Below are 14,256 nucleotides of genomic sequence, written 5' to 3' on the forward strand. Positions count from 1 at the left end.
CACGCCATGACCATAAAACGTGATGACTTCGACCCTAAAGCATATAACCCTGAGTTTAAGCGCCACTTCCTGTCGCCTAAGTACTGGGGCACGTGGTTAGGTGTTCTCTTATTTTTACCTTTATCATTAATGCCACTAAGTTTACAAAAGTGGTTGGCGAAAACCATTGCCAAAAAACTGTCGAAATCCCACAAAGGGCCAGCTCACCGAGCGAGGGTTAACTTTGAGCTGTGTTTTCCGGAAAAATCGTTCCAAGAACGTGAAGCTTTGATAGAAAAAACACTCTATACAGCGGCCATGTTCTTTTTTCGCTTCGGGTTACTAAGTTTACGCTCACCAAAATGGCTTCAGAACCGTTGCCAAATTCGCGGCCTAGACATTTTACGACAGCACATTAATAACAACGAAAATGTGATTTTAATGGTTCCCCATTCTTGGGCAATTGATGTGCCTGCTATCTTGCTCGCTTCAATGGGAATGCCAGTTTCTGCAATGGCGAAGAAACAAAAGAATGATGTTGCTGACTGGCTGATGCACAAGCAAAGAGTTCAATACGGTGGTCGTGTTTATGAACGCTCAGGTGGCATTAAGCCTTTTCTGAAATCCATTCGAGATGGCTATGTAGGGTATTATCTACCCGATCAAGATCACGGCCCAGAGCATAGTGTGTTCGTAGATTTCTTTGCTACACGTAAAGCAACGCTACCTGGTTTAGGCAAAATTGCGAAACTATCACGCTCAAAAGTACTGCCTCTATTTGCGTCTATGAACACTGAAGATGGTACGTTTGATATTGAGATTTTACCGGCGTTTGAGCTGGATAAAGGCGAAGAGCAAGACGCTCGTACCTGTAATGAAGCCATTGAATATTTTGTCGGTGATAAACCCGAACAATATATGTGGGTACTGCAGTTGCTGCACTCTCAAGAAGACGGCAATAACTATTACAATTTGTTTAAACCAAGATATAACAGCGACTGGAAAGTGCAGTGAAAGTATTTGTCGTAAGCTTGGCTCGATCGCTAGATCGCCGAGAACGTATTGAAGAAAAGTTAAAACAACAAGGCATTAGGTTTGAGTTTTTTGATGCCGTAGATGGCTCTGTTGGCCGTTTTCTTCATTCAGAAAAAAGTCGTCCAACCATTACTCTACGCCGCAAAGGGTATCAATTAAAAACCAGTGAAGTCGCCTGTTTTGCAAGCCATTACGAGTTGTGGGTTCGCTGTATTGAGCTTGATGAACCGATCGTCATCTTAGAAGACAACGTCGACCCCGTAGAGGGGCTAAAGCAAGTACTCGAACATACCCTTCCATTGACGTCTAATTATGACTATATCAAGTTGTCTGCCACTCAGAAGTGTGCATTCATCCCAATTGTACCTATTGATGATACTCATATGCTAGGGGGCTACTCTGCTGGCACTTGTGGTACCACAGCTTATATCGTCACACCTAAAGCAGCCTCAAAGTTTGTTACGCATGCTCAAGAGTTTATTGAACCAGTCGATGACTATATGGAAAAACCATGGAGACATGGTGTTCAAGTTTACAGCGTGTCTCCAGATCTTTTTACTAGAGCTGAGATTGCTTCGACGATTGGTGGGAAAAGAAAAGATAAATCCAAAATGACTCTTGCGAATAAAATATACGCTGAACTTTTTAGAACTTATGAGTCAATTTTGAAATTCCTATACTGGAAAAACAAAGCATGAAGATTTTAGTCATTGGCCCTGCGTGGGTCGGCGATATGGTAATGTCGCAATCGTTATATATCGTATTAAAGCAACGTCATCCAGATAGCCAAATTGACGTTATCGCTCCAGGATGGTGTAAACCGATTCTTGAGCGTATGCCAGAAATCCACCAAGCGATTGAAATGCCTATAGGTCATGGTGAATTTAACTTATTAGGCCGCAGGGAAATTGGTAAATCATTACGTGAAAAGCAATATGACCACGCCTATATCTTGCCTAAATCAGCAAAATCAGCACTGATCCCATGGTTTGCAAACATTCCTCTTCGTACTGGCTGGAAGGGAGAAATGCGCTATGGTTTATTGAATGACTTACGCCCTAACATGAAGTCTTTTCAGTACATGGTAGAGCGCTATGTAGCGTTAGCTTATCCAAAAGCAGAAATGGTGGATTCTAACTCTCTTGGCGGGCTTGAAACCTTACCTCGCCCACGCCTTGCAATCAACGAAGCAGAGCAACAAGCCACGATCCAAAAGTTCAACTTAACGCAAGACCAACCAATCATTGGACTGTGCCCAGGAGCAGAGTTTGGTCCTGCAAAAAAATGGCCCGAAACACACTACGCTGAAGTTGCGACGCAAATGGCTCGATCTGGGCATCAAATCTGGTTGTTTGGTTCTCAAAAAGACTTAGAGACTTGTAACAATATCCGCGCACTTGTTCCAACGCAATTCCATGAGGACATTCACGTTCTAGCAGGCCAAACCAGCTTAATTGAAGCGGTCGACCTACTTGCTGCATGTAAGACTGTTGTCGCGAATGACTCCGGCTTAATGCATGTGGCGGCTGCGGTTGGTTGTAATGTTGTTGCCGTGTATGGCTCAACTTCACCGAAGTACACCCCCCCACTCGCAGAAAAAGTGGAGATTGTTCATACCGATATTGATTGTCGCCCTTGTTTCCAGCGTGAATGTCAATACAAACACCTTAAGTGCTTGACAGAACTTTCGCCTAAGCAAGTGCTAGATAGCATCCAAAAACTTGACGCCATTACGATAAGCTCATGTTAGTTCGTATTGTTTATACCTTACTACTCGCTCTAGCGTCACCGCTGCTTTTATTTGGTTTGTACAAGAGCAAACCAAATAAGCCTAAGTTCGGCTCTCGCTGGAAAGAGCACTTTGGTATCACTCCCAAGCTAAAAAGCAACGACAAACCTATTTGGATACATGCCGTATCTGTTGGTGAAAGCATAGCAGCAACACCTTTAATTAAAGCCCTTAAGGAACAAAACCCCGAACAATCTATTCTAGTTACTACAACAACAAGTACCGGAGCTGAACAGATTGCTAAGTTGGGTGATTTAATTGAACACCGCTATATGCCAATTGACTTTGGTTTTGCTATCAAAGGTTTTCTTAAAGCAGTACAACCAAAACAAATGTTGATCATTGAGACTGAGCTGTGGCCAAACACGCTTCACCATGTTTACAAAGCGGGTATCCCTATAACAGTCGTGAATGCTCGCCTATCTGAAAAATCGTGTCAGAACTACGCCAAAATACAGCGGCTTTTTAACCAGCTTCATCCATGCCTAACTCAAGTACTTTGCCAAACGGATTCAGATGCAGAGCGCTTCGAACGCTTAGGCGTTGAGAAAAAGAAACTATCCGTTACTGGCTCGATTAAGTTCGATATTCAAATATCAGAGCAAGTGAAACAGCAAGGACAGCAGCTTCGAGCCCAGCTTGGAAAGGATCGTCCAATTTGGATTGCAGCTAGCACCCACAAAGGCGAGGACGAACAGGTATTAGATGCACATAGACAAGTTTTAAAATCTCATCCAAATGCATTACTTATTTTGGTTCCTCGCCATCCGGAACGATTTGATGATGTGTTTGCGCTTTGCCAAAATTCCGGCTTCAATAGCACCAGAAGAACCAATGCTGCAATAGTTAACGCCGATACACAGGTATACCTTGCTGATACTATGGGTGAAATGCTGATTCTCCTTGGTGCCAGTGATGTTTGCTTTATGGCTGGGAGTTTGCTTGGGGATAAAGTGGGTGGACATAATGTGCTTGAACCAGTCGCACTCAACGTTCCAGTGATATCAGGCCCTAGTTACTTCAACTTCAAAGCGATTGTAGAAGACATGATTGCTCTGAATATTATAGACATTACCGATAAAACTCAGCTAGCGAGTAAAGTACTAGAGCGCTTTCAACATAGTAACTCTCAGCAAATGAGTGATTTTATTCAAGGCTATTTAAACTCGACTCAAAAAACAATTGAAGCAATTAAATAATGTCACAGACCCATTCAGCCTACTTTGTCATTACCGTTTTTGTGATTGCAATAATTGCCCTTGTCACAAGGTATCAAAACAAACCTGAAAAGGTTTTTGGAGTAGTTTTGCTTGTTTTATATAGCAGCAGATCCGTATCGACAGAGCAACTCATTAGCAGTATTGCCAATCCTGGCGTACTTACGCTGGTACTACTTATCATCTGCTCGCTAGCTTTAGAAAAGACCTCACTACTTCGTAGAATCTCGCAATTAGTCATCGAACCTAGCTATAAATCTACCTGGGTTCGACTGTTCTCGATAACCACATTGTCTTCAGCATTTCTAAACAACACAGCGGTGGTCTCCACCATGATCGCCCCAATACGTGCCAATGCCCTTCACCCAGCCAGCAAACTGCTACTTCCCTTATCTTTTGCTGCCATCCTTGGCGGAACACTAACGCTGATCGGCACTTCGACGAATTTAATCGTCAATAGTATGGTGCTCGATGCTGGGCTACCTAGTCTCTCCTTTTTTGATTTTTCACTTGTTGGCGGCATTGCTGTACTTGGGTGCGGGCTCACCCTGTTTTTACTTAGCCATTGGCTACCTAGCAACATTGAACGAGCAGATACTCAAGCTCAATACTTCATTGATGCTGAGGTAGAACCAAACTCCCCACTTATCGGTAAAACTATTCAGCGCAACGGGCTGAGAAATCTAAACTCTCTGTTTTTAGTCGAGATTCATCGCCAAGGAAGAACTATTTCACCAGTATCACCACATGAGTTAATAGAGGAAAATGATCGCCTATTATTCTGTGGAGAGATTAGAAAAGTAACTCAATTGAATCAATTCACGGGCTTATCACTCTTTGCTCATAAAGGCGAAAGGCTAAGTCATGATCTCAAAGAGGTCGTATTACGCCCTGAAAGTGCTTTAGTAAATAAGACCCTAAAACAAATTGGCTTTCGCGCTATGTTCAACGCTGCAGTGGTCGCGATCCGACGCGATGGTCACAAGGTTTCCGGAAAGCTCGGTGAAGTTACCTTAAGAGCTGGCGACTATCTGGTACTCGCTGTAGGTGATGACTATCACCAGCGAAATAACATCGCTAAAAACTTTATACAGCTCCAAGCGCTAAAAGCCGATAGGCTACTCAAAGGACCGCAAGAAATTATCGCTGTTCTTGGCTTTTTTAGTGCTATCGCTCTTGCAGCTATGAAGATAACTCCACTGCTGCACAACCTGATCTTGTTGCTTGGTGTTCTACTATTAACTGGAGCACTGAAAACGAATGAAATTATACGAAGGCTACCAGTCCAGATATGGCTAGTAATTTCATCTGCACTTTTGCTGTCTCAGGCATTAGATAATAGTACAGCAGTCGACCTCCTGCGGAGCGCAATGACAGAACAAGCTGAATTTATGAGCCCATTGTCAGGGCTTATCATGGTTTACTTGGTCACTTTATTGCTAACGGAGTTGGTCACCAACAATGCGGCAGCGGCCTTAATCTTTCCCGTTGCTTATGCCCTCGCGACGAGTCTAGATGCAAATCTTTACAGCTATATTTTAGCTGTCGCGTTCGGCGCAAGTGCAAGCTTTATTAGCCCATATGGATACCAAACCAACTTAATGGTTTACAATGCAGGTCAGTACTGTATCAAGGATTATATAAAGATTGGGGTGCCGATGAGTATTACGTATAGCGGTTTAGTATTAACGGCTATCACAACTATCTATGGCGTTTAACTCCCTCATCGAATCAAAGAGAGACCGGAATGAAACTTTCTCCACAACGAATGACTCACCTTAAGCAGCTTGAGGCAGAATCTATCCATATTATGCGTGAGGTAGCTGCCGAGTTTGATAACCCAGTGATGCTTTACTCTGTTGGTAAAGACTCTTCAGTGATGCTACACCTTGCACAGAAAGCCTTTGCGCCTGGCATTCCCCCGTTTCCACTTATGCATGTTGATACCACATGGAAATTCAAAGAAATGATTGAGTTTCGTGACTACATGGCGAAAAAGCTTGGTATGAAGCTGATTGTGCACCAAAACCCAGAAGGGCTTGCGATGAACATCAGCCCATTTGTGCATGGCAGCTCAAAGCATACTGATATCATGAAGACACAAGGCCTAAAACAAGCCTTAGATAATCATGGCTTTGATGCTGCTTTTGGTGGTGCTCGTCGTGACGAAGAAAAGTCTCGCGCGAAAGAGCGTGTTTACTCTTTCCGTGATGAACATCACCGCTGGGATCCTAAAAATCAACGCCCTGAGCTTTGGAATATCTACAACGGCAAAGTAAACCAAGGCGAAAGCATTCGTGTATTCCCTCTTTCTAACTGGACTGAGCTGGATATTTGGCAATATATCTACCTAGAGAGCATCGAGATTCCAAGCCTGTACTTTGCAAAAGAGCGTCCTGTCGTTGAGCGTGATGGTATGTTGATCATGAAAGATGATGATCGCATGGAGCTTCGTGAAGGGGAGACGGTAGAACAACGCATGGTTCGCTTTCGTACACTGGGCTGCTACCCATTAACGGGAGCGGTTGAATCTCAAGCAACAACGCTACCAGAGATCATTCAAGAGATGCTGCTTACAACCACTTCTGAGCGCCAAGGCCGTGCCATTGACCACGATAGCTCTGGCTCAATGGAGAAAAAGAAACGTGAGGGTTACTTCTAACTATGACCTCGCCGTATCAAAAGAAGCGCAATGAGTCTGTGAGTGACGATGTGGTGTGGCATAACACCAGCGTAACTCATGAAGATCGTGTTGCGCTTAAGCAGCAAAAGCCTGTTGTACTTTGGTTTACCGGACTTAGTGGCTCAGGAAAATCGACCGTCGCCAACGCGGTAGAAAGCAAGCTATTAGCGTTAGGTAAACATAGTTACCTTCTTGATGGTGACAATGTGCGCCACGGTCTAAACAAAGATCTTGGCTTTAGTGATCTAGACCGTATTGAGAACATTCGCCGCATTGGCGAGGTGGCTAAACTATTTGTCGATGCCGGGAACATTGTTCTGACCGCGTTTATTTCGCCATTTATCTCAGATAGAGAGCAAGTGCGCCAATTAATGCAGCAAGGCGAGTTTTTAGAGGTGTTTGTTGATACTCCACTCGAAATCTGCGAGCAAAGAGATCCTAAAGACCTGTATAAAAAGGCACGCGCAGGTGAGATTAAACACTTCACAGGCATCGACTCTGAGTACCAAGCGCCTATATCTCCAGAAATTCACATCAAGACAGCAGAGCTGTCTGTCGAAGCGTGTGCCGACCAAGTGATTCGAGCGCTCACTGAAAAAGAATACATTTAAAAGGAAGTCATTATGTCTCATAGCTCTGAGCTTATCGCTAAAGACATTGAAGCGTACCTAAACGTACATGAAAACAAAGACCTACTTCGTTTCTTAACTTGTGGTAACGTTGATGACGGCAAATCTACACTGATTGGTCGCCTGCTATACGACAGCAAGCTGATTTATGAAGATCAAATGGCCGCGATCGAAAAAGATTCTCAAAAGTTCAATACGACAGATGAAGCGTTCGACTTAGCGCTACTAGTCGACGGTCTACAGTCCGAGCGTGAACAAGGCATCACGATTGATGTTGCCTACCGCTACTTCTCAACCGACAAGCGTAAATTCATCATCGCCGACACTCCAGGACATGAACAGTACACTCGTAATATGGTTACGGGTGCTTCTACCTGTGATCTTGCGATTGTAATGGTTGATGCTCGCCACGGTATCCAGACGCAAACACGTCGTCATAGCTATATCTGTAGTCTACTTGGAATTCAGCATGTTATCGTTGCCGTTAACAAAATGGATCTGATGGACTACAGCCAAGAGGTGTATCAGAAAATCAAAGCCGATTACCGAGATATGGCAAAGAACTTCAACATCAAGGATATCCGCTTTGTGCCAATCTCCGCTCTAAAAGGCGACAATGTTGTCACTCCAAGTGAGAACATGGATTGGTACCCTGGCGCTACATTAATGAAGCTGCTTGAAACGGTTAAGATTAACCAAGACATCAACACTGAAGTCATGCGCTTCCCAGTGCAATATGTCAATCGCCCAAACCTAAACTTCCGTGGTTTTTGTGGCACCCTTGCTTCAGGCATTGTACAGGTTGGTGATGAAGTTACTGCTCTTCCATCGAACAAAGTCTCTCGCATCAAATCTATCTTTACCTTCGATGGTGAGCTAAAAGAAGCAATGCCGGGTCAAGCGATCACCCTAACGCTTGAAGATGAGATCGATGTGTCACGCGGCGATATGCTTGTCCATTCCAACAACATTCCAGAGGTTGTAGACGCTTACCAAGCTCATATCGTTTGGATGGATGAATCTCCGATGCAAACGCATAAAGAATACCTATTCAAATTTGCGACTAAAACCTGTACAGGTAAGGTTTCTCAAATTGAGCATAAGGTTGATGTCAATACACTTAAGCAGCATGATCATAAAAATACGCGCCTTGAGTTAAACGAGATTTCACTCGCCTCAATAAAGCTTACCGATAAAGTTGCAATGGATGTTTATCAGCAGCTACCTCAAACTGGCGCTTTTATCATTATTGACCGCATTAGTAACGTGACTGTCGGCGCGGGTATGGTGTCATCGATACAATTAAACCATACTGAAGAACCAGCTCGTGTTTACTCAGAAGCAGAGAAAGAGCTCAATGCTTATATATGTAAGCACTTCCCAGAGTGGGGCTGTGTAAAAATAAACTAAATAAATAGGTGAGCCATAAATATATCGCTCACCTATTTTATTGGGAAGGGTTAGAGAATATTAGATTTCTGATCCTCTCCTTTATCGCTTTCCTCTGAGATTTTCGCGCTCTTTTTTTATATTTTCTTATTCGATTGTTAAATGACTTTAAGTTCACTCCATCCAAGTCTTGTTTTAGTGACTCCAAACTATTGGCCATTGCTAACAAAAAGTCTCTCTGATTTTCGTGAGAGGACGAGGACATCCTTGTTGAAAAAGAATCTTTTTGATTAATTCTATATACAGACATTGGTTCAGGTAAGTAGACTCCGCCTCCTTTTACAGAAGACATAATCTGCATAAAATAGTCTCCACATGGCATTAATTTAATAGTGCATGATGAAGCTAGGGATAAAGCAGACTTACGGATAAATAAAGATGCTGTTGGGCAGTAATCACCATCTCCTAGTATAACTTCATCAGTAGAAACGTAATGGGTTCCCTCAAAATGATTTGAGACTAGCTCTCTATTGCCTTCTGGGTCCTCTGAGTATGCTGGGTGAAAGCAAAGGTCTATATTTGGGCTCCCCTCTAAAGCATCAAATTGTTTCTGTAGCTTTGTATTATCTATCCAATAGTCATCACCTTCGCAAAAAGCTAAATACTCCCCTTTAGCCTTTGGTGATAAGTGTGACAATGCTAGGGTTCGGATGCCTTTAGAGTAAAGATTTTCATCAGTATACATTCGAACTATGTTCGAATGCTTTTCACATATCTCATCAATAATTTCTCTACTATTGTCCGTAGAGAGATCATCATAAACAATAACTTCAAATTCGAAATCACAGGACTGGTTGAGAAAGCTATTAATTGTTTTCTCAATATATTTAGAGTGATTATAACAAACACAAAGAATTGAAACTTTAACAGACATATTATTACCGACCTACAAGTAGTGTTCCAACTTACTCTCTTTAACAAAATCCTCTATACGACTTACAATGTCTGCATCAAGGCTATTTTGCCAACTTATGTCTTTATCCTTGTTTTTGAATACAGAGTAGGTAGTATCAACCTTCTTTTTTGACATAAGAAATGACTTAGTTTGTGAGGTAAGCTCTAGCCCTAGAAAATCGAATATATCTTCAACTTGTTCTAGAGGGTCTTCTAGTAGCGCACTATAGTGCACAAGTTTAAAGTTATCTGGATACAGCTTAGAAAGTTTTTCAAATAACTTTGTAGTCTCCACCCACTTAGACAGACCAAAATATTCTTCTTTTTTCTCTAAGTTTTTCTTGCCTGCATAGATCAACTCTTCTTCCAAAAGCCAACCTAAATCGGTTCTAAATTCTCGCTTTGCATTATACCAACTGCTAATTACAGCTCTCGGGTCTCTAACCAAGCCTAAAATCTTTACATCAGGGCACTTTTTGATCATATTCTCTATAATATGATGGTATCTAACTTCCTTATATACGATAGTACCCAAATGATTGTTCTTTTCGAATATAGGCTTACGACCTTCCTTTCGTTCAGCATCTTGACGAATAAAAGAAGAGTTGGTTTGTGCAATGTTATTAAAAAATGCATCGATATCATCTTTTTTAGAATTTTCATCTAGAAATGATTTAAACTCGTAGGAAAAAAGCGGCTGATATAGATAGTTAACATCAGGAGAGCTATTAATAATCTCACCTAACCAAGATGAACCGGATCTTGGCACAGAATGAATTGCAAATCTTTTCATATTAAATAATCCATCAACTGGGTCTTAGGTACATTAAAAATCATATCAAGTATTGAAAGTCCTGGCTCAAAATCACTTGTCTGAGTATGCGTATATGGTTTTAATGATACATTTAGGAATTCTAGAGTTAAGCCTTGAGATCGAAAGTTCGATTCACTGTATAAATCCCGCCCTCCAGGAGGATTGATATAAGTGTCACCAGCCAATTTAACACAAGTATCTATAACTCTATCTTGTCCTTTAAGGTTTTTATTATTCAGACTCGATGAAATTATAATTTCAGTATCAATATCTAAATAAGATTTTATTTTTTCTATAGAGTTTAGAATGAAAAGAAATAGATTATCTTCTTCATCCAACAAAATATCACTAAAAAGCTGATATCCTTCATCAAAATTTGGTGACTTTCGATAAGACTCTCTAATCTTATTTAATAGTTTAGTTCTTTCTTTCAAGAATGTTGGAGATATAAAACGCTCTCTAACATCAAGGTAATCAGAGTCTTTCTTAATAGGAATGGTAAAAGTCTCTACTTTCCCTGAAGCACTTAAGTAACGATTACGATTTATCCACCCTTTCTTGGTGTACTGAATATCATCATAAACAACAAATTTATCTACAGAAGCCAAGAGCTGCCAGTAGCCAATATATGGTAAAAAATAAGGCTGCATAATAGCAATTTTCATACTATAAGAACTCTCACATGGTTAATTTAATATCAATTCTATAACTTTACATACAGCTTCAACATCATTTGAAGACATACTGGCATGTAGCGGTAGACAAATAATTCCTTTTGATATCTGCTGACTTATAGGGCATCCAAAGCTCAGATTGTCAGGGTAAGCAACATCTAAAGATGGTGTAAAATATCGTCGATGTTCAATATCATGCGCAGACAAAGCATCAAGTAATCTTTCCTGCTTGTCTTTATCTCCAATGAAAATTGGCATGTAAGCACCATTATAAGACGCTTCGGGTAACCAAAGAGGTAATTCAACATAAGGTTCTAAACGCGTCCGGTACAAACTAAACAGGTTGGATCGATGCTCAATTACCTCTTCAATCTGATCAAGTAGTGTTAATCCTACTGCGCATTGGTACTCATTCAACTTTGCATTAATACCTGGCTCGCCTAATTGTCCATTCGCTTGAAGACCAAAGTTAATGAACTCTTTCGCACGTAAATAATCTTCATGCCGCTTGAATACAATTGCACCACCTTCGACTGTATGGAATATCTTAGTGGCATGAAAACTCAATGTACTAGCATCGCCAAAGTTTAAGAGAGACTCCTGACCAACCTTAACTCCAAATGCATGAGCAGCATCGTATAGAACTTTGACCTTATATCGTTCTGCAATTTCTTTGAAACTCTCAACTTCACAAGGATTTCCATATACATGTGTTGCAACAACACCATCTACTTGAGAGTTTGCTTCAAGAGCTGCTTTCAAAGCATCTGGAGATAAGTTATAAGATTTTGAATCGATATCGCAATAGCTCACATCAATACCTTGCCACATCAACGCTGATGAAGTTGCAACAAAGCTAAAGGGTGTAGAGAGCGCGGATTCAATTCCTAAAACTTTACATGCCACCTGAAGTGCCAGCGTACCATTAGAAACTAACAATAAGTTTTTAACACCCAAAAACGTTTCAAGTCGTGTAGTAAGCTTTTCATGCAATGGCCCAAAGTTAGTATACCAACCACTCTCATTTACTTGAGATAAATAGTTAGAAAGCTTAGTTAAGTCTGGGGATAATGGACTGTTAAGTTTAATTGTCATCTTCGCTCACAATGCTTGATAGGTAGATACCATAATTGTTCTTCTTAAGGGCATCAGCTGCCGCCATTAACTTCTGTTTGCTAATCCAACCATTGTTAAAGGCAATTTCTTCCAAACATGCAATCTTATAACCTTGTCGTTTCTCTATCGTCGAAACAAATTGAGCAGCTTCGAGCAAGCTTTCGTAAGTACCTGTGTCTAACCAGGCAAAACCACGCCCTAACATTTCAACATTGAGCTCGTTTGCTGTTAGGTACATTTGATTTAATGTGGTAATTTCCAGCTCACCTCGCTCTGATGGCTCGACTTGCTTAGCTCTACTCACGACTTGGTTGTCAAAGAAGTACAGCCCCGTCACAGCATAGTGGCTCTTTGGCTTAGCTGGTTTTTCTTCAATAGAGATAGCTTTTCTGTCAGCATCAAACTCAACCACACCAAAGCGCTCAGGGTCTTTCACTTGGTAGCCAAATACCGTAGCCCCATTGCCACTCTCTGCCGTCTCAACCGCTTTCTTTAACTTTGGAGAGAAGCCCTGTCCATAAAAAATGTTGTCACCCAGCACCAAACATACTGAGTCATCGCCAATGAATTCTTCACCAATGATGAAGGCTTGAGCTAAGCCGTCTGGACTTGGTTGAATCGCGTATTGCAACTCAATGCCAAACTCTGAGCCATCACCTAATAGGCGCTGAAAGCCCTCCAAGTCTTCTGGCGTGGTGATGATCAAGATTTCACGAATGCCAGCAAGCATGAGTACCGACAACGGGTAGTAAATCATTGGTTTGTCATAAACCGGCAGTAACTGCTTAGAGACACCGCGTGTAATAGGGTAAAGGCGAGTGCCCGAGCCGCCTGCTAAAATAATACCTTTCATTATTCGCCCGCTCCTAGTCGCTCAAGACTGTATGAGCCATCAAGCACACGCTGCCACCATTGCGGATTATTGAGGTACCATTCCACGGTTTTGCGAATACCGCTTTCAAACGTTTCTTCTGGCGTCCAGCCAAGCTCTTGAGCGATCTTGGTGGCATCAATTGCGTAACGCACATCATGACCAGGTCGATCTTTGACATAAGTGATCAAAGATTCATAAGACTCGACCCCGGCCGGCTTGTCTGGTCGCAACTCTTCAAGCAAAGCACAAATGGTTTTCACCACTTCGATGTTTGCTTTTTCGTTATGGCCACCAATGTTGTAGGTTTCACCGACTTCACCTTCGTTGACCACTTTGTACAGCGCGCGTGCATGATCTTCCACAAACAGCCAATCTCGGATTTGCATACCATCGCCATACACAGGCAACGGCTTGCCGTCGAGGGCATTTAAAATCATCAGAGGGATCAACTTCTCTGGGAAGTGGTACGGGCCATAGTTGTTGGAGCAATTGGTGACAAGTGTCGGTAAACCATAAGTACGTTGCCAAGCGCGTACAAGGTGATCGCTCGAGGCTTTTGACGCTGAATATGGGCTGCTCGGCGCGTATGAAGTGGTTTCGGTGAACAAATCATCCGTCCCCTCTAAATCGCCGTACACTTCGTCCGTAGAAATATGATGAAAACGGAATGCCGATTGGCGCGCTTCATCTAGGCTCGACCAATATTGACGGGCCGCTTCGAGCAGATGGTAAGTGCCCATCACGTTGGTCTCAATAAAAGCAGCAGGACCATCAATAGAACGATCGACATGAGATTCGGCGGCCAAATGCATCACCCTATCGGGTTGATGCTCTGAAAAAACGCGGTCTAGTTCAGCTCGGTCACAGATATCCACTTGCTCGAAGTAGTAACGTTCACTATCTGAGACATCAACCAGTGACTCTAGATTCCCTGCGTAGGTCAGTTTATCTAAATTGATAACGGTATCTTGGGTGTCACGAATGATATGTCGGACAACAGCTGACCCAATGAAGCCTGCTCCACCGGTTACTAATATTTTCATTACAAATGTTACCTACGTTAATTTGTGTGCCATCAGATACACATGAATACTTTATGATTA

General features: G+C 42.1%; 14 protein-coding genes. 8 read left to right on the plus strand and 6 right to left on the minus strand.

Going from position 1 to position 14,256, the window contains the following annotated elements; genetic code table 11:
• Positions 1 to 6 precede the first annotated feature (6 nt).
• The 8 genes from lpxM to cysN are packed head-to-tail and all read left to right on the plus strand — an operon-like array spanning position 7 to position 8,742.
• Entirely contained in the window at positions 7 to 993 is a 987-nt protein-coding gene (lpxM, locus tag OO778_RS15385; RefSeq protein WP_074191935.1) for a lauroyl-Kdo(2)-lipid IV(A) myristoyltransferase, read from the plus strand.
• Positions 990 to 1,712 (plus strand): glycosyltransferase family 25 protein, encoded by a 723-nt coding sequence (locus tag OO778_RS15390; RefSeq protein WP_074191934.1) that lies wholly within the window; start codon positions 990 to 992, stop codon positions 1,710 to 1,712. The genes lpxM and OO778_RS15390 overlap by 4 nt, the downstream gene beginning before the upstream one ends.
• Positions 1,709 to 2,764 carry a lipopolysaccharide heptosyltransferase II gene (waaF, locus tag OO778_RS15395; protein ID WP_074191933.1) on the plus strand — a complete coding sequence of 352 codons (1,056 nt, stop codon included), beginning with the start codon at positions 1,709 to 1,711 and terminating at the stop codon, positions 2,762 to 2,764. Before OO778_RS15390 ends, waaF begins: the two co-directional genes overlap by 4 nt.
• Complete coding sequence (waaA, locus tag OO778_RS15400) at positions 2,758 to 4,002, plus strand: lipid IV(A) 3-deoxy-D-manno-octulosonic acid transferase (RefSeq protein WP_074191932.1); 1,245 nt, start codon at positions 2,758 to 2,760, stop codon at positions 4,000 to 4,002. The genes waaF and waaA overlap by 7 nt, the downstream gene beginning before the upstream one ends.
• A complete protein-coding gene (locus tag OO778_RS15405; RefSeq protein ID WP_264910289.1) occupies positions 4,002 to 5,738 on the plus strand; it encodes an SLC13 family permease in 1,737 nt (578 codons plus the stop codon). Before waaA ends, OO778_RS15405 begins: the two co-directional genes overlap by 1 nt.
• A 29-nt stretch (positions 5,739 to 5,767) precedes the next feature.
• Positions 5,768 to 6,682 carry a sulfate adenylyltransferase subunit CysD gene (cysD, locus tag OO778_RS15410; RefSeq protein ID WP_049534422.1) on the plus strand — a complete coding sequence of 305 codons (915 nt, stop codon included), beginning with the start codon at positions 5,768 to 5,770 and terminating at the stop codon, positions 6,680 to 6,682.
• Between the two features lie 2 nt (positions 6,683 to 6,684).
• The gene (cysC, locus tag OO778_RS15415) at positions 6,685 to 7,314 is read left to right on the plus strand and encodes an adenylyl-sulfate kinase (protein ID WP_053808652.1); all 630 of its coding nucleotides are present in this window, start codon (positions 6,685 to 6,687) and stop codon (positions 7,312 to 7,314) included.
• A 12-nt stretch (positions 7,315 to 7,326) separates the two neighbouring features.
• Positions 7,327 to 8,742, plus strand: a complete 1,416-nt coding sequence (cysN, locus tag OO778_RS15420) for a sulfate adenylyltransferase subunit CysN (RefSeq protein WP_074191930.1) — start codon at positions 7,327 to 7,329, stop codon at positions 8,740 to 8,742.
• A 37-nt stretch (positions 8,743 to 8,779) separates the two neighbouring features.
• Here the strand turns inward: cysN and OO778_RS15425 are convergent, their stop codons facing one another.
• From OO778_RS15425 to rfbB, 6 genes are read right to left on the minus strand one after another with little or no spacing between them, the layout of a single operon-like run.
• A complete protein-coding gene (locus OO778_RS15425) occupies positions 8,780 to 9,655 on the minus strand; it encodes a glycosyltransferase (RefSeq protein WP_074191929.1) in 876 nt (291 codons plus the stop codon).
• A gap of 12 nt (positions 9,656 to 9,667) precedes the next feature.
• Complete coding sequence (locus tag OO778_RS15430; RefSeq protein WP_074191928.1) at positions 9,668 to 10,468, minus strand: sulfotransferase; 801 nt, start codon at positions 10,466 to 10,468, stop codon at positions 9,668 to 9,670.
• Positions 10,465 to 11,154, minus strand: coding sequence for a WbqC family protein (locus OO778_RS15435; protein ID WP_074191927.1), 690 nt, complete (start codon positions 11,152 to 11,154; stop codon positions 10,465 to 10,467). The genes OO778_RS15430 and OO778_RS15435 overlap by 4 nt, the downstream gene beginning before the upstream one ends.
• A gap of 21 nt (positions 11,155 to 11,175) precedes the next feature.
• Positions 11,176 to 12,258 (minus strand): DegT/DnrJ/EryC1/StrS family aminotransferase, encoded by a 1,083-nt coding sequence (locus tag OO778_RS15440; RefSeq protein ID WP_074191926.1) that lies wholly within the window; start codon positions 12,256 to 12,258, stop codon positions 11,176 to 11,178.
• The gene (gene rfbA / locus OO778_RS15445; protein WP_074191925.1) at positions 12,248 to 13,132 is read right to left on the minus strand and encodes a glucose-1-phosphate thymidylyltransferase RfbA; all 885 of its coding nucleotides are present in this window, start codon (positions 13,130 to 13,132) and stop codon (positions 12,248 to 12,250) included. The genes OO778_RS15440 and rfbA overlap by 11 nt, the downstream gene beginning before the upstream one ends.
• Positions 13,132 to 14,196, minus strand: coding sequence for a dTDP-glucose 4,6-dehydratase (gene rfbB / locus OO778_RS15450; protein ID WP_258614027.1), 1,065 nt, complete (start codon positions 14,194 to 14,196; stop codon positions 13,132 to 13,134). The genes rfbA and rfbB overlap by 1 nt, the downstream gene beginning before the upstream one ends.
• Positions 14,197 to 14,256: the final 60 nt, after the last annotated feature.

Origin of the sequence: Vibrio sp. STUT-A16 (assembly GCF_026000495.1) — a bacterium.
Lineage (GTDB): Bacteria > Pseudomonadota > Gammaproteobacteria > Enterobacterales > Vibrionaceae > Vibrio > Vibrio diabolicus.

Coding starts and splice junctions, on each gene's coding strand:
- waaF (WP_074191933.1), top strand. CDS start 1,709: ATGAAGATTTTAGTCATTGGCCCTGCGTGGGTCGGCGATATGGTAATG.
- OO778_RS15430 (WP_074191928.1), bottom strand. CDS start 10,468: ATGAAAAGATTTGCAATTCATTCTGTGCCAAGATCCGGTTCATCTTGG.
- cysN (WP_074191930.1), top strand. CDS start 7,327: ATGTCTCATAGCTCTGAGCTTATCGCTAAAGACATTGAAGCGTACCTA.
- cysC (WP_053808652.1), top strand. CDS start 6,685: ATGACCTCGCCGTATCAAAAGAAGCGCAATGAGTCTGTGAGTGACGAT.
- cysD (WP_049534422.1), top strand. CDS start 5,768: ATGAAACTTTCTCCACAACGAATGACTCACCTTAAGCAGCTTGAGGCA.
- OO778_RS15405 (WP_264910289.1), top strand. CDS start 4,002: ATGTCACAGACCCATTCAGCCTACTTTGTCATTACCGTTTTTGTGATT.
- lpxM (WP_074191935.1), top strand. CDS start 7: ATGACCATAAAACGTGATGACTTCGACCCTAAAGCATATAACCCTGAG.
- OO778_RS15435 (WP_074191927.1), bottom strand. CDS start 11,154: ATGAAAATTGCTATTATGCAGCCTTATTTTTTACCATATATTGGCTAC.
- rfbB (WP_258614027.1), bottom strand. CDS start 14,196: ATGAAAATATTAGTAACCGGTGGAGCAGGCTTCATTGGGTCAGCTGTT.
- rfbA (WP_074191925.1), bottom strand. CDS start 13,132: ATGAAAGGTATTATTTTAGCAGGCGGCTCGGGCACTCGCCTTTACCCT.
- waaA (WP_074191932.1), top strand. CDS start 2,758: ATGTTAGTTCGTATTGTTTATACCTTACTACTCGCTCTAGCGTCACCG.
- OO778_RS15440 (WP_074191926.1), bottom strand. CDS start 12,258: ATGACAATTAAACTTAACAGTCCATTATCCCCAGACTTAACTAAGCTT.
- OO778_RS15425 (WP_074191929.1), bottom strand. CDS start 9,655: ATGTCTGTTAAAGTTTCAATTCTTTGTGTTTGTTATAATCACTCTAAA.